The organism is Glutamicibacter mishrai (assembly GCF_012221945.1).
Classification (GTDB): Bacteria; Actinomycetota; Actinomycetes; order Actinomycetales; family Micrococcaceae; genus Glutamicibacter; species Glutamicibacter mishrai.
Window position 1 is genome coordinate 382,088 of the sequence record NZ_CP032549.1, and the last position, 25,812, is coordinate 407,899.

General features: G+C 60.1%; 19 protein-coding genes. 2 read left to right on the top strand and 17 right to left on the bottom strand.

What is annotated here, in order from left to right; translation table 11 throughout:
* Positions 1-38 precede the first annotated feature (38 nt).
* The 5 genes from D3791_RS01770 to D3791_RS01790 form a co-directional block, all read right to left on the bottom strand.
* Complete coding sequence (locus tag D3791_RS01770; protein WP_172511131.1) at positions 39-1,526, bottom strand: sensor histidine kinase; 1,488 nt, start codon at positions 1,524-1,526, stop codon at positions 39-41.
* Between the two features lie 9 nt (positions 1,527-1,535).
* A complete protein-coding gene (locus D3791_RS01775) occupies positions 1,536-6,344 on the bottom strand; it encodes an NAD-glutamate dehydrogenase (RefSeq protein WP_022876570.1) in 4,809 nt (1,602 codons plus the stop codon).
* A gap of 110 nt (positions 6,345-6,454) precedes the next feature.
* The gene (locus D3791_RS01780) at positions 6,455-7,702 is read right to left on the bottom strand and encodes a CpaE/TadZ family protein (RefSeq protein WP_172511132.1); all 1,248 of its coding nucleotides are present in this window, start codon (positions 7,700-7,702) and stop codon (positions 6,455-6,457) included.
* A complete protein-coding gene (locus D3791_RS01785; protein WP_028268797.1) occupies positions 7,702-8,283 on the bottom strand; it encodes a CpaB family protein in 582 nt (193 codons plus the stop codon). The genes D3791_RS01780 and D3791_RS01785 overlap by 1 nt, the downstream gene beginning before the upstream one ends.
* Before the next feature lie 170 nt (positions 8,284-8,453).
* The gene (locus D3791_RS01790; RefSeq protein ID WP_022876573.1) at positions 8,454-9,098 is read right to left on the bottom strand and encodes a hypothetical protein; all 645 of its coding nucleotides are present in this window, start codon (positions 9,096-9,098) and stop codon (positions 8,454-8,456) included.
* On the opposite strand from D3791_RS01790, the gene D3791_RS01795 reads away from it, so the two are divergent.
* Together D3791_RS01795 and D3791_RS01800 are read left to right on the top strand one after the other, a co-directional pair.
* Complete coding sequence (locus D3791_RS01795; RefSeq protein WP_172511133.1) at positions 9,073-9,858, top strand: LysM peptidoglycan-binding domain-containing protein; 786 nt, start codon at positions 9,073-9,075, stop codon at positions 9,856-9,858. The two genes, D3791_RS01790 and D3791_RS01795, sit on opposite strands and share 26 nt — an antisense overlap.
* Before the next feature lie 40 nt (positions 9,859-9,898).
* Positions 9,899-10,405 carry an Rv3235 family protein gene (locus D3791_RS01800; RefSeq protein WP_172511134.1) on the top strand — a complete coding sequence of 169 codons (507 nt, stop codon included), beginning with the start codon at positions 9,899-9,901 and terminating at the stop codon, positions 10,403-10,405.
* On the opposite strand, the gene secA is transcribed toward D3791_RS01800, so the two are convergent.
* The 12 genes from secA to D3791_RS01860 form a co-directional block, all read right to left on the bottom strand.
* Positions 10,402-13,050 carry a preprotein translocase subunit SecA gene (secA, locus tag D3791_RS01805; RefSeq protein ID WP_172511135.1) on the bottom strand — a complete coding sequence of 883 codons (2,649 nt, stop codon included), beginning with the start codon at positions 13,048-13,050 and terminating at the stop codon, positions 10,402-10,404. The genes D3791_RS01800 and secA overlap by 4 nt on opposite strands.
* 133 nt (positions 13,051-13,183) lie before the next feature.
* Positions 13,184-14,251, bottom strand: a complete 1,068-nt coding sequence (locus D3791_RS01810; protein WP_172511136.1) for a winged helix-turn-helix domain-containing protein — start codon at positions 14,249-14,251, stop codon at positions 13,184-13,186.
* 125 nt (positions 14,252-14,376) lie between these two features.
* Complete coding sequence (gene hpf, locus D3791_RS01815) at positions 14,377-15,075, bottom strand: ribosome hibernation-promoting factor, HPF/YfiA family (RefSeq protein WP_022876578.1); 699 nt, start codon at positions 15,073-15,075, stop codon at positions 14,377-14,379.
* 168 nt (positions 15,076-15,243) lie between these two features.
* Positions 15,244-16,032, bottom strand: coding sequence for a ComF family protein (locus tag D3791_RS01820; protein WP_172511137.1), 789 nt, complete (start codon positions 16,030-16,032; stop codon positions 15,244-15,246).
* Between the two features lie 69 nt (positions 16,033-16,101).
* Entirely contained in the window at positions 16,102-17,805 is a 1,704-nt protein-coding gene (locus D3791_RS01825; protein WP_022876580.1) for an LpqB family beta-propeller domain-containing protein, read from the bottom strand.
* Entirely contained in the window at positions 17,805-19,613 is a 1,809-nt protein-coding gene (gene mtrB / locus D3791_RS01830) for an MtrAB system histidine kinase MtrB (RefSeq protein ID WP_172511138.1), read from the bottom strand. The genes D3791_RS01825 and mtrB overlap by 1 nt, the downstream gene beginning before the upstream one ends.
* Complete coding sequence (mtrA, locus tag D3791_RS01835; RefSeq protein ID WP_022876582.1) at positions 19,610-20,290, bottom strand: MtrAB system response regulator MtrA; 681 nt, start codon at positions 20,288-20,290, stop codon at positions 19,610-19,612. The genes mtrB and mtrA overlap by 4 nt, the downstream gene beginning before the upstream one ends.
* 134 nt (positions 20,291-20,424) lie before the next feature.
* A complete protein-coding gene (locus D3791_RS01840) occupies positions 20,425-21,486 on the bottom strand; it encodes a uroporphyrinogen decarboxylase/cobalamine-independent methonine synthase family protein (RefSeq protein ID WP_172511139.1) in 1,062 nt (353 codons plus the stop codon).
* Positions 21,479-21,850, bottom strand: a complete 372-nt coding sequence (locus D3791_RS01845) for a chorismate mutase (protein WP_172511140.1) — start codon at positions 21,848-21,850, stop codon at positions 21,479-21,481. The genes D3791_RS01840 and D3791_RS01845 overlap by 8 nt, the downstream gene beginning before the upstream one ends.
* 103 nt (positions 21,851-21,953) lie before the next feature.
* Positions 21,954-23,648 (bottom strand): dipeptide ABC transporter ATP-binding protein, encoded by a 1,695-nt coding sequence (locus D3791_RS01850; protein ID WP_172511141.1) that lies wholly within the window; start codon positions 23,646-23,648, stop codon positions 21,954-21,956.
* The gene (locus D3791_RS01855) at positions 23,645-24,631 is read right to left on the bottom strand and encodes an ABC transporter permease (RefSeq protein ID WP_022876586.1); all 987 of its coding nucleotides are present in this window, start codon (positions 24,629-24,631) and stop codon (positions 23,645-23,647) included. The genes D3791_RS01850 and D3791_RS01855 overlap by 4 nt, the downstream gene beginning before the upstream one ends.
* A 2-nt stretch (positions 24,632-24,633) precedes the next feature.
* Positions 24,634-25,722: an ABC transporter permease gene (locus D3791_RS01860; RefSeq protein ID WP_172511142.1), complete on the bottom strand. Its 1,089-nt coding sequence runs from the start codon at positions 25,720-25,722 to the stop codon at positions 24,634-24,636.
* Between the last annotated feature and the right edge of the window lie 90 nt (positions 25,723-25,812).

The window sequence follows — 25,812 nt, forward strand, 5'->3', positions numbered from 1 at the left end:
CTGAACCGGCCTTCGCTCTTTTAATACTGCTGGATGAATCAGGAGTTTCGGCGCTCAAGGTCCAACGGCATGTCGATAACGACTCTCGTGCCGTTCTTCTCCCCCGCTTCCCAACGGATTTCTCCCGAAAGCTCGCTGGTGACCAGGGTCCGGACAATCTGAAGCCCCAAGCCTTCCCGGCGAGGCTCCTCAGGCAATCCGTGGCCATCATCTTCGATGACCACACGTAGCCAATCCGCCCTATCAGTTCCCAGATACCGCTCGGCCACCAGAGAGACTTCGCCATCGCGGTGCGCTAGACCATGCTCAACGGCATTGGTCACGAGCTCATTGATCACCAGGGACAACGGTGTCGCCAAATCGGCGTCAAGCATTCCGAATTCGCCTTCACGGCGAGTTGATACCCGCTGTTCCGGCGAAGCGATCTCAACGATAAGCCTGAACTGGCGATCCATCAGATCATCAAATTTCACCGTCTCGTTCAGTCCCTTGGAAAGGAAATCGTGGACGGATGCAATGGTTGAGACGCGACGCATGGCCTGCTCAAGACCCTGCTTGCCATCCTCGGACTGCATGCGACGCGACTGCATGCGCAGCAGAGCCGCTACGGTCTGCAAGTTGTTCTTGACGCGATGATGGATCTCGCGGATGGTTGCGTCCTTGGTGACGAGCTCTTTTTCCCGACGACGAAGCTCGGTGACATCGCGGCACAAGACCAAGGCGCCCCAACGTTTGGATTCGTTGCGCAACGGGATAGCGCGCAACGATAGTGTGACTCCGCGGTGTTCCACTTCCGTGCGCCATGGCATCTTCCCCTGGAGGACCAGAGGCAACGTCTCGTCCACGACGCGCCGATCACTGACCAACGCCATGGTCAGATCCGACAATGGCTGGCCTTGGAGCACGTCTGCGGCTCCTAGCCGACGGAATCCTGAGACAGCGTTGGGGCTGGCGAATTCGACGGCTCCGTCAACGCTCAGGCGGATGAAACCGTCGCCCACGCGAGGCGCGCCTCGGCGCGATCCGGTGGGGCTTGAGAACTCAGGCCATAAACCTTGAGTGCCCATTTGGAGCAGATCATCCGCGCTCTGGCGATACACCAGTTCCAGATTTGACGGGGTGCGTGATTGGTTCGGATCGAAATGCGAGGTGATCACGGCAACGGGACGGTTCTGCCGAACCAGCGGAATGGCCTGAACAGTGGTCAAACCCATGATGATGTCGCTGCCGACCTGCTCGGCCGAGCGCTGGACCTGCATCGTCTCCCACGCACGATCGACCATGATGCGCAGATCCTTGCGGATTCGCTCGCCCACAAAATCGCTATGGAACGCCGTATGCGATGTCGAGGGGCGGACATGCGCTAGCGCGATATACGAGCCATCTCCGGTGGGGAACCAGAGCACAAGATCGGAGAAGGCAAGGTCTGAGACCAACTGCCAGTCCCCCACCAGGAGATGGAGCCAGTCCTCATCACCGGGTGCTAGCGCAGCACGTTGACGTAGTTCTTCGGTGATGAGGGCCATTGGCGGTGTTTACCTTCGTACGATGGAACGCAGCAGGCGAAGCGCAACGGACAAGGAAGCCATGTCGTCGCGTTCGAGGCTATTTACTTCCTCAAACATAGTCTTCGCACGATCTAGGTTAGCCGCGTTTGCCTCTTCCCAGGCAGCAACACGCTCTGCCGGATCCTCAATATCGCCATGAGCATCCAGGATATTCCCGGTCAGATCCATAATGGTGGTGTACAGGTCATCACGCATTGCTGCGCGAGCCAGTGCCTGCCAACGGTCTGAACGCGGCAGCTTGGTGATCCGGTTCAGCAGGCTGTCAACGCCAAACAGATCGTAGAGAACGAAGTACGTTTCAGCGACCTTGGCCGGCGCAATCGAGGTGCGGTGCACGTATTCGGCGATGTCCAGCAAGGCGTATGACTCGAACTGAGTGGCCCACATGCTGGCCCGCAGCTCTGGAATGCCGAAGCCCAAGGCCTCATCACGCCATTCGTTGAAGCGTTCCAGATCATTGCCTCGAAGGATCGATGGCAACGCCTTACGCAGCTCGGTGACCGTGTCCTGGAATCGGGTAATCGCCTCGGTGACCAGCAGTTCCTCGTCAACACGGTTAATGAACCAGCGTGTGGCGCGATCGAGTAAGCGGCGCATATCGTGATGCTGGCGGCCCCAATGCTTCAGGCTCGTACCGGCAGGCTGGGCGTTGATCGCATCGAACTGGCGGTCGAAGCCGTAGACCTCGCGCAGCGCGCAGAAGACCTTGGCGATCTGCACCTCGCTGGCGCCGGTCTCTTCCATGGCACGGAAGACGTAGGTAATGCCACCGACATTCACGATGTCGTTGGCAATCACCGTAGCGATGATTTCCTTGCGCAGCGGATGGCTCTCCAGCTGGTCGCCGAAACGTTCAACGAGCTTCTCCGGGAAGTAGCGGCGCAGGGTTTCAGCGAAGTAGGGATCCTCAGCCAGATCCGATTCAGTCAGTGCATTGGCCAGCTGGATCTTGGAATAGGCAGCCAGGACCGAGAGCTCCGGTGTGGTCATCGCCCCGCCCGATGAGCGTCGCTCCTCCAGCTCAACGGTGCTTGGCAGGAATTCGAGCTCGCGATTCAGATCAGCGGCCGATTCCAGCCACTGCATCAATCGTTCGTAGGCTGGCGCCCACGTGAGCGCAGCGTGCTTTTCGTTGAGCAGAAGCACGTTCTGCTCAAAGTTGGTTTTCAGAACGAGGTCGCCTACGTTGTCGGTCATCGACAGCAGGAAATCGGTTCGTTCGTCTGCCGTGAGGTTGCCGGCGGCGATCTGGCGATCCACGAAGATCTTGATATTCACTTCGCGGTCCGACGTGTCCACACCGGCCGAGTTGTCGATGGCGTCGGTGTTCAGCAGGACACCTTGTCGGGCAGCTTCGATACGACCCAGTTGGGTCATGCCGAGGTTGCCGCCTTCGCCCACGACCTTGGCACGCAGATCCTGGCCGTCTATGCGAATCGCATCGTTGGCGCGGTCGCCGACCTGTCCATGGGTTTCGCTGGAGGCCTTGACGTAGGTGCCAATACCGCCGTTGTACAGCAGGTCTACCGGCGCCGACAAGATGGCCTTCAGCAGTTCATTTGGGCTCAGCTTGAGCGTGTTTTCAGGCAGGCCGAGCACTTCACGAATCTGGGCGCTGATCGGGATCGACTTCAGGCTGCGCGAGTACACGCCGCCGCCAGCGGAGATCAGTTCCTTGTTGTAGTCTGCCCAGCTGGAACGAGGCAAGTCATACAAGCGCTGGCGCTCGTCGAAGGCAACCTGCGCATCTGGATTCGGATCCAGGAAGATATCGCGGTGGTCGAAAGCCGCGACGAGCTTGACCGTCGGAGTGCGGCGCAAGCCGTTTCCAAACACGTCGCCTGACATGTCGCCGACACCCACCGCGGTGAACTCATCGCTCTGGGTATCAACCCCGAGCTGGAAGAAGTGGCGCTTCACGGATTCCCACGCGCCACGGGCCGTGATGCCCATGCCCTTGTGGTCATAGCCCACTGAGCCGCCCGAAGCGAAGGCATCGCCCAGCCAGTGGCCCTTCTCCGCGGAAAGCGAGTTGGCAATATCGGAGAAGCTGGCGGTGCCCTTATCGGCCGCGACGACCAGGTAGGAGTCATCGCCATCACGACGGACCACGTTTTCCGGTGCAACGATGTGCTCGCCGGTGCCATCGGTGACCATGTTGTCCGTGAGCTGCAAAAGCGTACGGATGAAGACCTTGTAGGCGCCCTTGCCTTCTTCCATCCATGCTGCACGATCCTGGGCAGGATTCGGAAGCTGCTTGGCGTAGAAGCCACCCTTCGCACCGGTAGGAACAATGACGGAGTTCTTGACCATCTGGGCCTTCACCAGGCCAAGGACCTCGGTGCGGAAGTCTTCGCGACGATCCGACCAGCGCAAACCGCCGCGAGCCACGGCGCCGAAACGGAAGTGCGTGCCTTCAACGCGTGGCGAGTAGACCCACAGCTCGTGCTTCGGGCGAGGGAACGGCGCGAAGTCGATTTCCTCCGGAGCGAGCTTGAAAGCCAGGGCCTGGTGCTCGGTGAAGTAGTTGGTGCGCTTGGTCGCCTCGATGACCTTGACGAATCTGCGCAGCAAGGTGTCGGCGTCCAAGGTTGGCACTGCTTCCAGTGCTTCGCTGATCTTCGACTTGGCTTCCTCGCGAGCAGCCTCGGAGGCTTCGGCGCTGAGCGCAGGATCGAAGGTAGCTTGGAACAGCTCCACGATGCTGTGGGTGACTGATGCGTTGCCGACCAAGGTGTTCGCGATGAACCCGGTCGAGTTCGGCACGCCCAGCTGCAGCAAGTAATGCGCGTAGGCGCGAAGCATCGCTACCTGCTGCCAGGACAGGCCTTCGCGAAGCACCAGAGCATTGAGGCTGTCGGACTCGGCATCATTGCGAACGACGGCGCAGTAGGCTTCGGCCAGTTTGCCTTCGATCTGGCTGAATTCGATCTCCTGGTCGAACTTCAAACCCATGTCGTAGATGTAGCGCTGGCCGACGCCCTCGGGGTTCAGCTCGTAGGGGCGCTCGTCCACTACCTGAAGTCCCAGATCCTGGAGAACCGGCAAGATGCGGGAGAGCAAGAGCGGCTGGGTCACGAAGATCTTCATGCGCTTGGATACGGGCGAATCCTCGTCAACCGGTGTTGGGTCGTAGAAGGATACGATCGGTCCGCTCTCGGCGGACTCCCCCAAGCTGGAGAGCAGATCGATGTCCTTGAGGGCGTCTTCGATCTCGAACTGGACCTTGTATGAAGCCGGGAAAGCTTCGGACCAGGCGTTCGACAGGGTGTTGGCATCGCCGAGTTCCAGGCTTGCGCGGGCGGTATCAACAATCGCGTCCGACCACGAGCGCACGGCCTTGGCGATTCGATCTTCCAGCCCAGTGCGGTCAACGACCGGGATCAGGCCGTGGCGCTGCAGACGCAGACGGTAGAACAAACGCACCAGGGCGCCGGCGCCAAGCTGGGCTTCGTATTCAATGGATTCGGCATTGAAGCTGTCCTTGAGTTCCTTCTCAACGCGCAGGCGAACGTCCGTGGAGAACCGATCGCGGGGCAGGAAGACCATGGCAGTGACGAAGCGCCCGTAGTCATCGGTGCGGAGGAACACGGAGGTGCGTCGGCGTTCCTGCAAGCGCAGGATGCCAAGAGCGGTCTTGGTGAGATCTTCAACCGAGATCTGGAACAGCTCATCACGAGGGTAGCTTTCCAAAATCGTGGTGATGTCCTTGCCGGAGTGCGAATTCGCCGCAAAGCCGGTGCTCTTCAATACGGCTTGAACCTTTTCGCGGACCACCGGAACAGTCTTGACGCTGGAGGTGTAGACGCTCGATGAGAACAGGCCGATGAAACGGCGTTCGCCGTTCACTTCGCCGTTGGCATCGAAGCTCTTCACGCCCACGTAGTCCAGGTACACGCCGCGGTGCACAGTGGAGCGGGCGTTGGCCTTGGTGATGATCAGCGCGCTCTTGTCGCGAGCGGTGATGCGTCCGCGCTTGGTCAGGTGCTGTGGGCCCTGGGATTCCAGCTCGCGCATGAGTCCAAGGCCGCTGCCGGAGCGCGCTACCAGGACGTCTTCGCCGTTGATTGATTCCAGGTCGTATTCGCGGTAGCCGAGGAAGGTGAATTGGCCGTCGGCCATCCAGTCCAGCAATTCGGCAGCCTGCGGAAGCTCGACGATCTGTTCTGCATGCGCGGTCTGCGGCAGGGTCCGGGCGATATCCTTGGCGCGGTCGAGCATGGCCGGCCAATCCTTGACTGCGATGCGCACATCGGCCAGCACGCTGTACAAGCGTTCAACAAATTCCTGCGCCTGCTCGTCACTGAGCTCGCGCGCAAGTTCAACGGAAATCCACGATTCGACGTGAGTTTCAGTCCCTGCGGAAATAAGGGTGCTCAAGTCCGACAGAGCCGCCGTGTCGCCGCTTGCCACGTGCTGCAGGCCGGCATGGCTGATCTTCACGATTTCGCCGGTCTCGGCCTTGCGCGATACGACGAACGTCGGGTGGACGACCAACTGGATTGGCGAATTGAGCTGGACCAATGCTGCAGTGACGGAATCAACCAGGAAGGGCATGTCATCGGTGACAATGTGCACCACCGAGATTCCGTTGTTGCGCGTAATGGCGACGTTCGGGCTTTCCGCTTCGCGTTCGTAGCCGATTTCTAGGTGTGCTGCCACGCGAGATTCGAGTTCGTCTGGCCGGTAGGCTGCCACGTCCTCAGTCGCAATTTGGCTATAGTACTCGCTCACCAATTTTGGGGTGAGAGTCGCATCCATGAATGATTCTGACATGCTGGATTCCGACGAGTTCAACTGAACGCCTCCAAGAACAAAGTTCGATGTACCCGCGCCGTTGCGGGTCACTAGTCTAATCAACCCTACCCGTTTTTTACGTCTTCAGTTCATGCAGACTTGCTAAATCGACGACTAACCCGTTTCTTGGGTAAATCCGTGGATTTTATGCCGGCCAACGACCGGATTTCCGTACGCAATGAACTTTTAGGCGCTATCTCGAGTAAAGGGCTCCCTGCTAACACTGACGCACTGCAGACTGCACTGTCATTAGGCATAAAGCCAACGACGTCGTGCATTGGACCAAAGCGGTCCCATGCTTCAATGAGTCTGCGCTTTGGGGTCCGTCCGCTGCTGGAGGCGCTGACTCTGTTGAAGATGATTTTGGGCTGCAGGCCTACCTGGGATTCTTCCAATTCGTCGATGGCACGAAGTGCGCGCGGAATGCCGATACTGTCGGATTTGACCACCATGAAAACTTCGTCAGCACACCGCAGCATTTCGACTGTCACGGCATTGCGTTGTGGTGCTTGGGTGTCGAAGCTCAGTTGCTCATCCATCGCGATATGCGGCGCGACGTCGAGGACGACGAGGTCATAGTGGTTGCGGAAAACCGTTGTGGCTCGACGCAATGCAGAAGCCCTCACCTCCGGCCAACGGCTGGATCGCGGGATGCCCGTTCCCACGCGGATGGTTGCATCGCCCACTTGCACCAGCGAGCACGCGGCGTTGAGCCGACCAATGTCGGTGCTTCCGGAATCGACGATGCGGCATATTTGCGCGACCGAGGCGGACTCATCCATTAGCCCCAATTGAATCGAAATGGATGCGGCATGAGTGTCAGCATCTAATAAGACCACTGCTTGCCCGGCAGCGGCTGCTTCAACTGCGAAATTCAGGGCGATTGTACTTCGTCCCGGTGACCCCGGGGCGCTCCAGAAGCAAACGATCTTGCCTTGGTTCCTGGATGCGGGATCGGCAAGGTCATGATTCGCTTTGGCTGGCAGTGAATCAGGTCTTTTCAACGATTGAACGGTTGCGGTGATCCGCTGTTCCAGGTCGGACATGGTGATATCGGCGGGAAGCTGAAGCACGTCAGGCAGCGGGTTGATGTCCACATAGCTGTCGAGCATATAGACAACGGCGGTGCCCTGGCCTATCAGTTCATCAATCTGTTCCATGGGAGGAACTTGTTCGGCATCGGCCACGAGCAGCACGTCGGCGATCGCCGTGAGGCATGCTGCAATGGCTTCTGCGATATCAGAGCAAACCCGGGTGACAATCAGCTCGCCTTGATAGCCCTCGATCTGGCGGACGATCGATTCTTGATCACCCAACACGATGACGGAGATGCTCATTACTTGGCTCCGGCAGGGTTATAGATCACGATGATCCGGGATTCGTTGGCCAGCGCTTGCAGCAACGGCTCGAGTTGATTCGGTTCCACCAGAAGTTCGAGGTTGGTTCCTTGCCTATCGACCAGTCCCCCGCCGCTTTCCACGCGGGCTGCGACTTCGACCATGGAGGAAAGCTTTTCTGGCACCCCGTACGTGTTGCCTCCGGACTCCCGCTTGGCGATCCATACATCCACAAAACTTCCCGGTCCAATCGATGAGGTCAGATCGGCAGGGAGTTCAATGTTGATGGGGCGTCTAGACCCGAGGTCGCTGTGCGTCACCGAAGTCACCGGGATCAGTTCTCCGGCGCTGATGAAGGTGTTTGCACGAGCCAGATCATCGATATCCAAGTCCGGGTTCAGGTATCGGCCTGCCGTCTCACCGAGTTGCACCTCTTGCGTCTTCATGTTTTCCGCTGTGAGTTGCTCCCCGAGGGTGATGTTGGAGCGGGCTACATAGACGGTGGTGGTTTCGTGCATTTCACCGACGAGATACATGGTTCCGGCGACTGAGGCGACAACAAGGACTGCGCCAAGGGCCAAGCGCGGATCCTTCCATCCTGGACGCCTGATTCTAGCCGCCTTTACCGACCGCGTCCCTTGGAGGACTTGTTCACTCATCGTGGCTCTACCTTCCACCGGCGAATGTGCTTATGGATGGTGAGCCTACGACAAGTTTCTTCAGTAGAAAAGACCCATTTATATGGTGTGGATTAATTTAGCGCCCTAGAGACGATCCAGCCTACTGATCCCAGCGGGATCAATAATTGGGGTTTGCGCCCGTTCGAGTGCACGTATTCGTCGCGTTGGTGTACCGAAATCACGAGAAAGTCTTTTCCTACTTGGGTCAGTGTTCCTTCCGCAAGCACTTGCCCCTGCAATCCGTGGATGTGGCAACGGGCCCTGTCGCGCAGCAAGGCACGGATGACTGCTGAAAACCGGATGGCATTTCCTTGTTGACTTTCCGAGGATGATGATCCGGGTGCTATCGGCAGGGCTATGGATTCGACCGATTGATAGCGGACAATCCATTGGTTGGATTCGGATTCAAGACAGAAATAATCAGTCGCGCACGGGCCTAGCAGTGCGCGAATTTCGGTGCGACCGACCAAGTTGACTGAAATCTCTTGGCCGCGGAACCGCAATAAGCTCTCGCCAAGCTCAGCTGTCGCACGTTCAATCCTGGTGTTCTCTGCGATTTCGTCTCGCAATTGAGCCCGGTTTTGTTCGGCAAGTTGTGCCTCAAGATCATCAAAAAGTGAATCCCAGCGCATGTGCCAACTGTACGAGACAAATTCTTGTTCCAATAGCTCTTCACAAAAAGACTTCAAAGTGTCATCATCTTTATCAAATAACATCAAATGCTATGAAAAGACACCTAAGGAAGTGTTTTCAATGATGAGGATTCGAGCACTGTTCATACTTTTCCTGTTTTCCGCTGCAGGTTCCGTTCTTCTGCATATTGCTCTGAGCAGCGTTTATAGCTTTACCGCCGACACCGCATCCAGAGAAGAGCCGTCAAGATACATTCATTTCTTGATTAGCATTTCAACCCTGGCTCTCCTGGCCTTGCTGCTGATGCGCTTCATTGCCGAACGCCTACTGACGTGGGCCATCCATCATGAGCACCAAGAGATCCTCAAGTTCTTCCAGTGGATTGCGCCGAGTTTCAGTCGAAGGATCCTCACTTCGCTGGTCGGCACCTCGATCGTCCTTTCGAGCGTGGCCACGGCCAACGCCAGCACAGCCGCACCATCAGCGAACCTATCGAGCTTGATCAGCGCGGAGAGCAGGAACCTGTCCGGAGCCTCGGAGAAGATTCAACGCGCAGTTCCGACCGCTCAATGGTTCCCCGAGCAGATTTCCGTACCGATCAGCCGCCTGGTCACATCCGGCGCAGAGCCCAAACAGGAACGCAAAAGTGCTGGTTCCGAAACCGTCGTGGCTGAAGGCGAAAACCTGTGGAGCATCGCTGCCGCGCATCTTGGCGCACAAGCGACATCCGAAGAAATCTCCCACTACTGGCCGCGAATCTATAAGGCAAACCAGCGCGTCATTGGTTCAGACCCCAACCATCTTGAGGTCGGAACGGTCTTAGCCCTTCCCCCAAAGGAATAACAACTGCAAACGGCAAACACCACCCGTTCAAGGAGTCATCATGAGTACCATCACCATCAGCGCACGCTCGGCCACCACGGACCCAGTCCCCCGCAACGTCAATCAATCGGCCCACGAGGCAGCATCTATTAGCTCGTCTTGCGAGTCGCCGGCGCATCTGCGCCGGGCACTGGATCATATTTTTCATCGCGCCGAAGTCTGCCGAACAGAGCACCGGGCGATTGTGGAAATCACCCATTCTGTGGCTCGCGCCGTTTTCGAGATCGTCGCGGGATATCGCAGCGTCAGTCAACTGGCCTTTGTCATGGAGCCAAGTTGCATTGCCAAACTACAACGCAGGGCGCTGCTGGAGACTGCGCAATACACCGTGGATCCCGAACCAGGGACCGCCCACGGCCAAATACTTTCCTTGCACTTGGACCGCTGCTTTTCAGGCTGCTGGGAATGCACGGCGATCCTCGGCTTTAAAAACCGCGTCCGCGCCGTAGCTCTCAAAATTGAGCCATGGCACGGACGCTGGCAAGTCACCGACGTGGAACTAATCTAGTTCCGCTTGGACTTCTTTTTCTTGTTGTTATTGGTCGCCTGCGCACGCGTGGTGCTGGCCTCCCCATCTTCGTCCGGGCCGGTGAACTGCAGGTTCTTTGGCTTGGCCGATTCATCGATCACCGGAGCGTCCTCAACAGCAGCGGCACCGGATGGAATGTCCAAGTTGAACAGCGCGCCAATGCTCTCTTCGCGGATGCTTTCCATCATGGTCTGGAACATCGTGTAGCCCTCGCGCTGGTATTCCACCAAAGGATCGCGCTGCGCCATTGCACGCAGTCCGATGCCTTCCTTGAGGTAGTCCATCTCGTAGAGGTGTTCCTGCCACTTGCGTCCAATGGTGGACAGCACGACACGGCGCTCCAAATCACGCATGGTGGATGAACCGACAAGCTTTTCACGCTCTTCGTACTGGTACTGGGCGTCAGAGTGGATCTCTCGTTCCAGGAACTGTGCGGAGAGGTGTCCGATGCCGCCAGCTTCTTCCACGACTTCCTCAAGGGTGATGCCGATGGGGTACAGCTGCTTGAGGTTGGTCCAGAGCTGCTTGAGCTCCCACTCATCCGGGTTGCCAACCTGGGTTGCTTCCAAGACCATGGCCTTGACGACATCTTCCAGGAAGTGGCCTACCTTTTCTTCGAGGTCGCCGCCTTCCAGGATGGCCCGGCGATCAGCATAAATCGCTTCGCGCTGGCGGTTCATCACGTCATCGTATTTCAGGACGTTCTTGCGCTGTTCTGCGTTGACGCCTTCCACCTGGGCCTGGGCCGACTCGATCGCACGGGAGACCATCTTGGATTCCAGCGCAACGTCGTCCGGCATCGAAGGGTTGTTCATGATGCGCTCTGCCATGCCGGAATTGAAACGGCGCATCAAATCATCGGTCATCGAAAGGTAGAAGCGGGACTCGCCCGGGTCGCCCTGACGACCAGCACGACCACGCAACTGGTTATCAATACGGCGCGACTCGTGGCGCTCGGTACCCAGAACGTAGAGGCCGCCTAGTTCAGCGACTTCCTTGGCTTCCTTGGCTACCGTCTCCTTGGCCTTGGCAAAGACTTCGTCCCAGACCTTGTTGTATTCTTCTGGATTGTTCTCAGCGTCCTGCCCGCGACGTTCCATTTCGGCGACCGCGAGGAATTCTGCGTTGCCGCCGAGCATGATGTCGGTACCGCGACCAGCCATGTTGGTTGAAACGGTCACGCCGTTCTTGCGGCCCGCCATAGCGACGACGGCGGCTTCACGGGCGTGCTGCTTGGCGTTCAGGACCTCGTGGCGGATGCCCTTCTTGGAGAGCAAGCGGGAAAGGTATTCGCTCTTCTCCACGCTGGTGGTACCAACCAGAATCGGCTGCCCGGTTGCGTGGCGTTCAGCGATGTCCTCGACGACAGCGTCGAACTTGGAGACTTCATTCTTGTAAATGAAGTCGGACTGGTCCTTGCGGATCGCAGGCTTGTTCGTTGGAATCTCTACGACGCCCAGCTTGTAGGTGCCCATGAATTCCGCGGCTTCGGTCTGCGCGGTACCGGTCATGCCCGAGATCTTCTCGTACATGCGGAAGTAGTTCTGCAAGGTGATGGTGGCCAAGGTCTGGTTTTCAGCCTTGATGGTCACGCTTTCCTTGGCTTCGATCGCCTGGTGCATGCCTTCGGAGTAACGGCGGCCCTGCAGTGCTCGGCCGGTGTGTTCGTCAACGATCATGACTTCGCCGTTGACTACAACGTAGTCCTTGTCCTTCTTGAACAGTTCCTTGGCCTTGATGGCGTTATTCAGGAAACCGATCAGCGGAGTGTTGTTGGCTTCGTAGAGGTTGTCGATGCCAAGGTAATCCTCGACCTTTTCGATACCGGACTCCAGCACGCCGATGGTGCGCTTTTTTTCATCGACTTCGTAGTCATCTTCGCGCTTCAGGCGGGAGACTATCTTGGAGAATTCGGTGTACCAGCGATTCACATCGCCCGATGCCTGGCCCGAGATGATCAGCGGGGTTCGGGCTTCATCGATCAGAATCGAGTCGACCTCATCGACGATAACGAAGTTGTGGCCACGCTGGACCAGTTCGTCCTTGCTCCACGCCATGTTGTCGCGCAGGTAGTCGAAGCCGAATTCGTTGTTCGTGCCGTAGGTGATGTCCGCTTCGTACTGCTTGCGTCGCTCGTCCGGCTTCATGTTGGCCAGGATGCAGCCGCAGCTCAGGCCGAGGAAACGGAATACGCGGCCCATTAGATCAGACTGGTACTGCGCGAGGAAGTCGTTGGTCGTCACCACATGGACGCCCTTGCCGGTCAGCGCGTTGAGGTACGCCGGAGCGGTCGCTACCAGCGTCTTGCCTTCACCGGTACGCATTTCAGCGATATTGCCCAGGTGCAACGCGGCTCCACCCATGAGCTGGACGTCGAAGTGGCGCATGCCCAGCACACGGTCCGATGCTTCGCGAACTACTGCGAAGGCCTCAGGGAGCAGGTCATCCAGGGTCTCACCGTTAGCCAAACGTTCGCGGAACTTATCGGTTTCGCCCTTGAGCTCTTCGTCTGAAAGTTCGCGAATTTCGACTTCCAACGTATTGATCGTGTCGGCGTACTTACGAAGAGTTTTCAGAATCTTCTTGTCGCCGGTACGCAAAATACGTTCTAGCAATGATGCCACGTGGTAGCTCCCAATATCTCAAGCACAGTATTTTCTGGCGTCTTTAGTCTACGTGAGGAATTGGGCGTATCTGGCAATTCCTGATGGTTGAGTACTGTTCTTATAGCGAACAGCAACAAGATGGACAGCCTGTTCACAGGCCAACTTGCACTGAATCGAGCCGCAGCCACTGCGCCATGCGTTCCAACTCTGCCAGCAGCGGCTGTTGCGCTTGGCTTTCCCAGCCATCCTCGAAGTGCACGCTCTTGGCGTGCAGGACGCTGCGGGATCGATCCGCTTTCAGATCCACTCGGCCTACGAATTCATCACCGAAGAGCATCGGAAAGACGTAATAACCGTAGCGGCGCTTGGGCTCCGGAACATAAATCTCGATCCGGTACTCGAAGTTGAAGAAGCGTTCCAGGCGTTTGCGGTTGAAGACCATTGAATCAAACGGTGAAATCAAGCGAAGATCTGGCTCGATCTTGCGAGGAATCTTGGTCCCCAATGGCAGATAGGCCGGTTCGTTCACCTCCGGCACCTGTACCTGTTCGACGACTCCGGCGGCGGCCTGCTGAGCGAGCAACGCCTTGACGTCCCGGATAGGCAGCCTGAAATACTCTGCGACGCAATGCGCCGTGGCAATGCCTTGGGCCTCCAGCGATCGAGCGACCAATCGCTCCAACGCGGCGTTTCGGTGCAACTCGTCGATTTCCAAAGGCTTCTTCAACACATGGTGGGCCAGTGCGTAGCGGCGTTCGAACTGCGAGTTCCTGCCCAAGGTCAGGATCTTTGCCCGGGCGAAGAGGGATTCAGTCACATACTTCGTGTCGTTCCAATTCCAGCCCCAGTGTTCTTTGGAGGCCACTGGTGCCACGTCCAATGCCGAGCTGATTTCCCGGGCGCTGGAGCCAGGATTTGCTGCCAGATATTCGATGACTCGGTGCGAGAGCTCTTGCTGCTCGTCGGTGAACCGGTCGGACTTGTCGATCCAGGTACGGCGCTGCCATAGCAATAGATCCGGAACCAGCTCCGCACTGACCACGGATGCTTCGTGGGCCCAGTATTCGGTCAAGGGGCTGCCCGGGGTAGCGAGAATGGTGTCGAGGGCCTCGATGTCGTAGGCGCCAAGCCTGGCGAAAAGCGGCATGTAATGGGCTCTGCGCACAACATTGACCGAGTCGACCTGCAACTGCGAGATCGACTGTACTGCGGAGATCATTTTCCGTGCGGTGACTGCTTGGCCGGTCCTGCTTCGAGACAGACCTTGGGCGGCCAACGCGATTCGCCGAGCCTGTTTTTGGCTCAGGACGCGCTGACCGCCCAACGTAGATTGTGCGCTGATGGTTAACCCTCAGTTGCTAGTGCCTTGTCGCGGTAGCCGCGAGTTTCGGTGGTCGCTTCTTCATTGGAGCTCAGGGATGGATCCAACGAGATCACGCCGTACTGGTACTGGGTGCGTCCGTAAACCACGGCATGCTCCCCGGTGGCTTCATCGATGAACAGGTAGAACGGGTGCCCGACCAGCTCCATGCGATCTACTGCATCGTCCACGCTCATCACTTCAGCTGGGAAGGACTTGCGGCGGATGACCACTGGCGAGTACTCGGCCTCTTCTTCGGCTTGGGCAGCCTCAGCGGCCTTCTGGGCCTCAAGAGTGGATTCCACCAGTGACTTGTCGCTGGAAACAGTTGGCAGTGTGCTTGTGGCCTCGTGCACTGCGACCGGGGTATGGTTACCGCGGTGGACCTTGCGCTTGTCACGGGCCTTGCGCAGCCGTTCCAGGAGTTTTGCGAAAGCGATGTCGAAGGCGGCGAATTTGTCTGCGCCGCGAGCTTCAGCTCGGATTGCCGGACCACGGCCGACAACGGTCAATTCAACGGACAGCGCCGTGCTCTGGTCACGGGCATGTGATTCTTTGAGGACCTTGACGTCAATGCGTTGAACCTTGGTGGCCAGCTGGTCGACCTTGGTTATTTTCTCATCCACGTACTCACGGAAACGATCCGAAATGGTGATATTGCGTCCGCTGTAGTTCAGCTCCATGGTGTCCTCCAATAGAGAGTCGGGTGACACAACAGTCCGAAAGTTCCTTCCCTTCGGACTGAAGATGGGCTTTTCGCTGCATCTGTGATGCAACCCATACTTCACCTTAGGCCACCACAGCGAAGATTCAAGTCTCTGAGCGTAGTTTTCCTATCGCGTTCAGCGTAATCACTGTTCAGACTCATGATTCGGGGGCTTGGTCAGGGCCAATACGATCCCCAAAGTGACGTTGTATCCCGCTTCATGACAAGCCATCGCAGCCTGTCTGAGGGTCGATCCGGTGGTAAGGACATCGTCCACCAGGATGACGGGGCGCCCCGGTGTGTCGGCCTGCTCGGCAATGAAATGCTCCTTGCCGCTGCGCCGGGCAGATCCGCTCTTCAGTTTCTGCGCACCGGCAAGAATCGATCGAACCCGATAATGAAGCACCGGTTTGATGGCCAAATCAGCTGAATACAACCCCCTGCGCATACCGCGAGCGAGCATCGAGGACACCGGGGAATAGCCGCGTTTCCCCGTGGCCTTGAGCGAGCTCGGAACCGGAACGATGTAGGTTTCCAGCTGGCCGGGCTGCGGAATGCAGCTGGAGTTGATGGCCGCGGCCAGATACGGAGCGAAAACCGCGCCAAGGAAGTAGCGCTGCTTGTTCTTAAAAGCCAGCATTGAACGCGCCAGTTCCTTGCCGTAGATGCCGCAGGAACTCACCGGAAGCTGCTGCGCCAATAGCGGCAGTTCAACGTAGTGGTGCTGGCCGTCGGGTAATGGCGGAAGGAAAAGCTGGCGCTGGATCTCGCTTCGGCATTCCGGGCAAAGCCGGAAGTCGGCCCGGGAACATACCGCGCAGCTGGTGGGAATCAGGAAGTTGGCCAACTCGCGAAAGCCAAAGGCGATCCACCGCATCGGCCTGCGCTGGCTCAAGTACTCCAGGGCTCCCAGCCACATCGTCGGCATATCCATCCAACTACCATGGCGCGATCCACCGAGGCTGGGAGCGGGAAAACGACCGGTTGTGGAAAGGGCGCGTGGCTAGCCCGGGTAGGCGACGTCCTGGGCGAAATCGTCGAGTTCATGCCAGGAGTTGCCCACGCGGGTGTAGAGCTTTTCCTTGGTTTCGGCATAGACCTCGCGCCGATCGCCAACGCCGGTAGCGATGCCGACCATGCCCAGCAGCAATTGCAGATGCTCGCTGCCGCCTTCGAAGGTCATCTGGGCGGCCTCGACAGCCTCGGAGTCATCCAACGCCGCCACGATGATCGAGCTATCCGAATCCCACAACGCGGTGTTCACCGGAACCTCTGGATACAGGCGCATTGGCGAATCGGTCAGGCCGCGGGGCACGCCCTCGGCATCGCGGATCACGCCGGCCACATACACCGCAGTGTTCGAGCCCTTGGTGGCGACGATCAATGCGCGGGCGCCATCTCGGGAAATCCGCAGGGAATCGATGTTGGCCCCTTCCAGCCAGGCAACATCGATCGGGCGCGCTTCTCCCTTGCTTTCCGTATCCGCCGGGACCGCCATGATCGGGGTCTCCGCCCCGTTATCAGCGGTCCAGGTCCAGCCGGCCACGTCCATCGACGGCTGGATCAGGTCCTTGCCTTCCAAGGCCAGCCGAAGCCGGCCGGAGTCGTCGATGCGCAGCAGCTGGGTGCGGCGTCCGTTGAGGAAGGCGTAGCTGTTGCCCACTGGCGACATGGCTGGATCACGAGGATCATAGGCCGAGACATCGGGCAGCCCGCCCACCGGGATGATCGAGCGGCCCTTGACGTACACCAGGTCCTGGTCGGAAATGCCCACCAGCGTATCCTGGGTGCTCGGATTGATTTCAGCTGGCTCGATGCTCGATTCGTTCGAAGCCAGGTTCACTTCGTTCTCTTCACGCAGCATCTTCACCGAGTCCACCGAGGACAGGCCGGTCAGCGACTGCTCCAGCTGTTGCTTCATCAGCAACAGCGTCTGGTCGTTGGTGTCGGTGAAGGAATCCGAGTTCAGGTCGATCGTGGCTTCGCGGTCCCGCACCGGAACCGCCGAGCGCACCAGCTGGCTGGCCGAGGAGAAGGCCGAGACGACCGCATTCTCCAGGTAGGGGGCCGGCCCCTTCAGCAACGCCTCCACCATCGAGGTAGCCGTGCCCGATCCCGAGGTGAACCATCGGACATCCGGCACCAGGTAGGCGTAGCTGGCATCGTAGAAGTACAGGGTCTGCGCGGCGAAGATCTTGGTGAAGGTCGAGGCTTCGAGCATGGTGCCATCCGGCGCGTCGATGATTCGCCATTGGTCATCAACCTTGGCAACCTTGATGTCAACGGCACGGGTGGAGTGGCTCGGGTAATTGGTCCGCACTCCTTGCGCGTCCACTTCCCCGGTAATCTCCAATTGGATGGTGTACTGGTTGGCATCAGCCCCGTTGACCACGTTGAACGCCTCGTAGATCAAGGTCTGGGTATCCCCGCGCCAGGAGTTCTTCAGCTCCGCGGTCATGTACTCGCGGGCTACCGCATAGTCTTCGGACACCGAGCGTCCGGCCTCGACAAACCCTTCGACAATCTCGCGGGCGTCGGCGCCGTCGGCAGGCCCTTCGGCCGCGTAGCTGTAGCTCTCGCCGCCGCCGTCTTCCGAGCCGGCCTCGATCTGCTGGACGCTGGAGGAACGAGGAATGGAGGCGCAGCCGGAGAGCACCAGCAGCCCGACCAGCAACCCGGAGAGCAGAACCCGTAGTTTCTTTCCCACTAGCTCTCCTCCTTCTTCGTTTCATTGCCCGCTGCGCTCGGGTCGGTCACGTCATCATCGACCAGGGCATCGTCCAAGCCCAGGATCAACGGCGTGTAGCCGATCTTCGGCACCTCGCCGGTGAGCGGGAAGCTGTCGCCCAGCGGAGGCAGGATATTTTCTGGAGCCGCCGGCTCCAATGGCAACGGCGACGAGTCGATCTCCTGGTCCTCGGATTTCGGCAGCGTCAGGCGGAACACCGAACCGACCTGGGGCTTGCCCCAGGCCTCCAGCCGGCCTTCATGCAGCCGCGTGTCTTCCATGGAGATCGACAGACCCAGCCCGGAGCCGCCGGTGGTCCTGGCACGGGCCGGATCGGCACGCCAGAACCGGTCGAAGACGTGCTGGCAGGCTTCCTGGGACATGCCGATGCCGTAGTCGCGCACGGATACTGCCACGGCGCTCTGGTTCGAGGCGATGGTGATATCGATCGGGTTGCTTTCGCCGTGTTCCACGGCGTTGAGCACCAGGTTGCGGATGATCCGTTCAACACGGCGCGGGTCGACCTCGGCTACGCAGCCTTCGCTCGGTGCGTTCAAGCGGATAATTGAGCCGTATTCATCGGCGACCGGCGTCGCGGTTTCGATGACCTTGCGGGCGATCGCGTTCAGGTCGGTGGACTCCCGGTCCAGGACCGCCACCCCGGCGTCGAAGCGCGAGACTTCGAGCAGGTCGTTGAGCAGGTGCTGGAAGCGCTCGATCTGGTTGTACATCAGCTCAGCGGATCGCGCGGTGAGCGGGTCGAAATCCTCGCGGGCATCGTGGATGACCTCTGCCGCCATGCGCACCGTGGTCAGCGGGGTGCGCAATTCGTGGGAAACATCGGAAACAAACCGCTGCTGCATCGCGGAGAGATTATTCAGTTGGGTGATCTGTTCCTGCAAGGAGTGCGCCATGTGGTTGAACGCGGTGCCCAGGCGGGCCACCTCATCCTTGCCTGCGACCTTCATGCGGCGGTCCAGGTCACCGGAGGCGATCCGCTCCGAGACGTAGGCGGCATCGGCGACCGGTCGCACCACGGTACGCGCCACGGACCAGGCGACAAAGCCGACCACAGCCAGCAGGATCAAGCCGGTGAATGCCAGCGCGCGGTTGATGAATTCGAGGGTGGATTGGACGCTGGAGAGGTCGTAGACCAGGTACAGGCCGTATTCGCGGCCTGGCGGGATCAGGACCTTGGTGCCGACAACGAGGCCCGGCTGCGCCTGGTCGTCGCTGCCCAGCTCAACCGAACGCCAGTAGATGCCTTGCTCGCCGGCCACCCGTTCAGCCAGGTCGGCGGGGATCACGCGGGTGGTCAAGGATCCGGAGGCCATCGGGCCGACGTAGAGGCTCTGGTCCCCGGCAATGGGCATGAGTACAAAATCGCGCACCACGGTAGCGCCGTCGCCTTCCAACGAGGCGAGGGTGGAGTTCACCAGGGCCTGGGTGGAAGCGCGGTCAGTGGTTGACGCGGATTCGAGGATCGAACGGGCCTGGGTCAGGCCGCGCTCGGACTCCTTGGAAATCTGGTTCACGCGCTCTTCATAGAGCGTGGAGGCAATCTGGTTGGACAAGAACGCGCCCGCGGCCAGCAATGCCAAGGTGGTGAAGAGCAGCGTGGAGATCACCGTGCGGTAGATCAAATGGCGCTGCCAGCGCACCCGGAGGGCAAAGAGCGGACGCCGTGCCAACGATTTCAGCTTCGCAAAGGAGAACCGCTTCGACTGGGATTGGGCAGACACGTCGAGCGGAACCAACTCCTTGCCGGTCGACGTGTGTGAGCTCAACTTGCCGAACCTGCTTTATATCCCACCCCGCGTACGGTTTGGATGATTTGCGGCTTCTCTGGGTCGATCTCGATCTTGGAGCGCAGTCGCTGGACGTGGACGTTGACCAAGCGGGTGTCTGCCGCATGGCGGTAGCCCCAGACTGCTTCCAGAAGCTGTTCTCGGCTGAAGACCTGCCATGGTTTGCGGGCCATCGTCACGAGCAGATCGAACTCCAACGGAGTCAAGGAAACCGGTTCCTTGCCGCGGGTGACCTGGTGGCCGGCGACATCGATGGAGACCTCGCCAACCTGCAGGGTTTCCGCCGCGTGGGTTTCGCTCGGGCGCAGACGCGCGCGAACCCGGGCTACGAGTTCTGCTGGCTTAAATGGCTTGGGAACGTAGTCGTCGGCACCGGATTCAAGTCCGCGCACCACGTCGGCGGTGTCGGACTTGGCGGTGAGCATCACGACCGGAACATCGGACTCGGCACGGATCTGCTTGCAGACTTCGATGCCGTCGATGCCCGGGAGCATCAAGTCCAGGAGAACCAGATCAGGGTTGAATTCACGGAATGCAGCCAGGGCACCGGATCCTTCATAGCAAAATGAAGCTTCGAAGCCATCATTTTGCAGGACGATGCCAATCATTTCCGACAATGCTTCATCATCGTCAACGACTAGAATCCGTGCTTTCATCCCATGTCCCCCTGTAACCGTAGGTCTGAGGTTCCAACCAACTGGCCAAACCGGGCAGATCAGCTACCCCATTACCTAAGATACATGATCAACTGCCGTATTCCGGCTGTGACCGGCACGAATAAACCAAACCGTTATGCGTCGACGCGCGTTTGCTCCAGCGCTTGGGCATAGGTCGAAAGCCTCTGCAAAGTGACTACGGCTTCGGCGCTGGTGGATCGGGTGAAATCACCGCGCGGCATCAGCGTCATCGAACCCAGCTGGCCATCTGACAGGCCCAGCTGCCGCCACGGGCGCAAGATGGAATTCACCGCGTCACCCACTCCCGGAGCGCGGTCGCCCGGTGCGAGCACCTGCAGGAAGATATGGCCGCCGCCTTCCACGAATCCGGCAACCCGTTCCCACTTGCGGTGATCCAGTCCCTGGGGATCAAGTACCACGGCGCCAGCGCCTGCCTGGGTGAGCATGTCCATGCGCTCGATCCACTGCTCATCGCCCGTGGACAGGTTGAGCAGCGGGCGCACGTTCCACTGCTGTCCCCCGGCCTGGATCACCTTGAAGAATTCTTCATAGCCGCCGCGCACCTCGGAGCGCGGAATGGAACGCAGCGTGCGGTAGCCGCTGGAGGTTTTGATCGTGCCATCGAGAACGTCGGCCAGCAGCGGCTCATCGAGCTGCACGGTGAATGACCGGACGCTGGTGATCCGCACCAGGCGGTCGAGGTGTTCTTTGAGCCCGTGGGCATAGGCGGCAATGATGTCCCGGCGAGCGCCGTGGTCGCTGATCGCGCGTTCGCCGCTGGAGAGGTACAGCTTCGCGGCCAGGCTCCAGGGCCCGAGCACGGTGAGCTTAAGCCGCTGCGCCGGTTTCCGCTCTGCTCCCAGCACATCGGCCAGCAGGTTCTCGTCGCTGCGCAGCAGGCTGCGGGCGCGTCTGGCATCCACGCCGTCATTTACGCCGACGCGCCAGCCGTGTGGCTGCAGGTCGAATCCTAGCTCTGCGAGCAAGCTGGCGCTGCGCCCTACCTGGTCGGCTCCGACTCCGCGGTCGGCAAGCTGAGGGAAAACGGCAAGGTTGGGTTCGCCGAGCTCGCCGCGAATGATCTCGTGGATCTGCAGCGGGTCCGTGCCGGGAAACTGGCAGAACGCCGTGGCGTATACGTCCGAGCGTTGCGCCTCAGGGACCAGCTCAGGCATCGTTATGCGAGTCAGAAATATTCTGGTGGTGCCGGATCACTTCGGAAATCACGAAATTCAGGAACTTCTCGGCGAATTCCGGATCCAGGTGGGCTTCATGCGCCAGGGCGCGCAGGCGTTCGATCTGCGCTTTCTCCCGGTTGGGGTCGCTCGGTGGCAGCTTGTGCTTGGCTTTGAGATGTCCTACGCGCTGGGTCGCCTTGAAGCGCTCGGCCAACAGGTAGACCAGCTGTGCGTCGAAATTGTCGATGCTGCCGCGGATGGCGTACAGCTCCTGAAGCACTTCGTTCTGGACCTCACCGTGCAACGAGCTGGCGTGCGGGTCGAATGACTCGTTCAGTGGAGTGTTTTTCGGCTCGTTCATGGGTTCAAGTTTACGGGTTCACCTCGTGAATCTCCCACAAAGTGACATGCCCCGGCTACGCGGGTAGCGTAGCCGGGGCATATGCCCGGATCACAGATCAGGGTCAGCGCTGATTCAGTTCTTCGATCAATGCCCGTCGCTGGGCCTGCTCGCGCGGGTCCGGGACCGGAAGCGAGGCGATCAGCCGTTGCGTGTAGCTGTGCTGCGGGTTTGCCAGGACTTGCGAGCCCAGCCCTTCTTCGATCAGGCTTCCGCGGTAGAGCACGCCCACCCAGGTCGCCAGTTGGTCGACCACGGCCAAATCGTGCGAGACGAACAGCGCCGCGAATCCGAGCTCGGTCTGCAATTCGCGGAAGAGCTCGAGCACCTTGGCCTGCACCGAAACGTCCAGGGCGCTGGTCGGTTCATCGGCGATCAGCAGCTTGGGATCCAGCGCCAGGGCGCGGGCCAGGGAGGCTCGCTGGCGCTGCCCGCCGGAGAGCTCGTGCGGGTAGCGCTGGGCGAAGCCTGCTGGCAGCTGCACCGCCTCGAGCAGTTCGCTGACCTTGGCCCGGCTTTGCGCCGGGTTCAGATCGCGGTGCACCGCCAACGGCTCGGCCACGCATTCGCCGACGGTCAGGTGCGGGTTGAAGCTGGCGGCCGGGTCCTGGAAGACAAAGCCGATCTGTTCGCGCAGCGGCTTGAAGCTTCGTTCCTTGAACTGCGCCATCTCATAGCCCAGTACCTTCAGCGAACCGGAGGTGGTGCGGTTCAGCCCCGCGATGCTGCGCCCGATGGTGGTCTTGCCCGAACCGGATTCGCCGACCAGCCCGTAGACTTCGCCGGCGTGGATCTTCAGGTCCACCTCCTTGACCGCGGTGAAGCCCGGTGCCCCGAGCCGTCCGGGAAAATGCACGCCCAGGCCGCTGGCTTCAACCAGTACCGGCGAGTCAGCGTGCGGGCGTTCGGCAAGGCCGGCCGAGGCGCTGTCGCGGCCCAGGTGCGGCACGGCGGCCAGCAGCGACTTGGTGTAGTCCTCCTGGGGACGCTCGAACAGCTCAAGTGCTGGCGCCTGTTCGACGATCTGCCCCTGGTTCATGACGACCACGCGGTCGGCGATATCCGCGACAACGCCCATATTGTGGGTGATGATGACGATCGCGGTGCCCAGTTCTTCGCGAAGTTCGCGCAGCAGCGAGAGGATCTCGGCCTGCACGGTCACGTCCAGGGCGGTGGTTGGCTCATCGGCCACGATCAGCTTGGGCTTCAGGGCCAATGCCGCGGCAATGACCACGCGCTGCTTCTGCCCGCCGGAGAACTGGTGCGGGTAATAGTTCACGCGCTGCTCCGGGTCGGGGATGCCGACCTGCCGCATCGCCTCGATGGCCCGCGCCTTGGCTTCCTTCTTGGAGATCTTGTTGTGGGTGCGGATGCCCTCCATGATCTGCCAGCCGACGGTGAACACCGGGTTCAGCGCGGTGGATGGCTCCTGGAAGACCATGGCCACGTCGCGTCCGCGCACGGCGCGCAGTTCGGAACCATGCAGGGTGAGCATGTTCTTGCCGTTGAGGTACACCCCGCCGTGGGCGGCGCCGTTCTCCGCGAGGATGCCCAGCGCCGTGCGGGCGGTGACCGACTTGCCCGAGCCGGATTCGCCGACAATGGCCAGGATCTCCCCGGCCCTGACCTGCAGGTCGACGCCGCGCACGGCAGGCACCGCGCCGGCGTCGGTGACGAAGTCGATGTTCAGCCCTTCAATGCGCAGGACCTCGGCTTCGGCATCGGCTGGGCCGCGTGTTTCGGTTGAGCTCTGGTTCACTGGGTTGCTCCTGCCTGTGCAGACTGGGTGATTCGCTTGGCTTTCTTCCGGCTGAAGCGCCGCAGCCGCGGATCATTCAGGTCATTCATCGACTCGCCGACCAAGGTCAGGCCCATCACGGTGAGCACAATGGCCAAGCCCGGGAACAGGCCGGTCCACCAGATGCCGCTGGTGGCATCGGACATGGCCCGGTTCAGGTCATAGCCCCATTCGGAGGCGGCGGTAGGCTCGATGCCGAAGCCCAGGAAGCCCAGCCCGGCCAGGGTGAGCAATGCTTCGGTGGCATTCAGCGTGAAGATCAGCGGCAGGGTGCGCGTGGAGTTGCGCAGCAGGTGCGTGAACATGACACGCCACGGGCTGGCGCCGATGACCTGAGCCGACTCCACGAATGGTTCGGCCTTCAGGCGCATCACCTCGGCGCGCACCACGCGGAAATACTGCGGGATGAACACGACCGTGATGGAAATGGCCGCGGCCATGATGCCGCCGAAGAGCGAGGACTGGCCCTGGGAAATCACGATGGACATCACGATGGCCAGCAGCAGTGAAGGGAAGGCGTAGATCGCATCGGCCAGCACCACCATGATGCGGTCGAACCAGCCGCCGAGGTAGCCGGAGATCAGGCCGAGCAGCACGCCGACGAACAGCGACATCACCACGGCGGCGACAATCACCCAGATGGCGGTTTGCGCGCCGAAGAGGGTGCGCGAGAAGACGTCGTATCCGGTGGAGGTGGTCCCCCAGATGAATTTCGAATCCGGTGCTGCTTGGCGTGGGAAATCGCCCGAGGCATCGGATGACTGCGCAAAATCGAAGGGTGCGATCAGCGGCGCCAGCAGGGCGCACAGCAGGAACAGCGCTGAGAGGACCAGGCCGGCAATCAGCATGCCGCGCTGCAATCCGGAGGACATGCGCAGGTGCGAAATGACCGGGAGCTGCTTCAGCCGGGAGCTGGCGGAGGTTGGCAATGTTGGGGTAGCCATGTTTAGTACCTGACTCTCGGGTCGATCAATGCTGCCAGGACGTCAACGATGAAGTTGGTGACGGCCACGATGATGGCCAGCAGCACCACAATGCCCTGTACGGCGACGAAGTCGCGGGCGGTGAGGTATTCGGCAAGCTTGAAGCCCAGGCCCGACCACTCGAAGGTGGTTTCGGTCAGCACGGCTCCTCCGAGCAGCATCGCGATCTGCAGGCCCATGACGGTGATAATCGGGATCAGCGCCGGACGGTAGGCGTGCTTGGTGGTAAGGCGGAATTCGCTCACCCCACGCGAGCGTCCTGCTTCCACGTACTCGCGTCCCAGGGTGCCGATGGCGTTGGTGCGCACCAGGCGCAGGAATACGCCGCCGGTGAGCAGGCCGAGGGCCAGCGCGGGAAGCAGCGCGTGCTCGGTGACATTCCAGAAGGCTGGCATGTTTCCGCTGCGCAGGGCATCGAGCCAGTAGATGCCCGAAGGGCTTTGCAGGCCGGTTAGTTCCAGTTCGGTTTGCCAGTCGGCGCGTCCGCTGATCGGCAGCCAACCCAGCCAGACGCCGAAGATCAGCTTCAAGACCAGGCCGGCGAAGAAGACCGGGGTGGCGTAGCCCAAGATGGCCAGGATGCGCAGAATGGCATCCGGGTAGCGGTCGCGGAACTTGGCGGCGACCAGGCCCAGCGGGATGCCAACCAAGAGCGCGACGATCACCGCGTTGATGGCCAGCTCCAAGGTGGCGGCACCGTAGGTGGCCAGCACCTCGGTCACGGCGCGGTTATCGCTCAGGGTGCGGCCCAGGTCTCCGGTGAAGACCTGTCCGAGGTACTCGAAGTACTGGATCAACAGCGGCCGGTCATATCCGGCTTCATGGATGCGCGCGGCGAGCTGGTCAGGTGTCAGGCGTCCGCCCATGGCAGCGGTGATCGGATCTCCGGTCACGCGCATGAGGAAGAAGACCACTGTGATGAGGATGAAGACAGTGGGGATGATCAGCAGGAATCGCGTGATCAAGTAGCGCAGGAATCCGCCGCCTTGGTTTTTGGCGCGGGGTGCTGCTATCGGGCTTGTTTCTTGTCCCGGTGGTGACGTGATGGTCATCGTCAGTCCTTATGGTTCAGGATGCTTGGCCTGCGCCGCAGCACGGTAAATACGACGGCGCATGCCAAGGGGATCCGGCGTGCGCGTGGT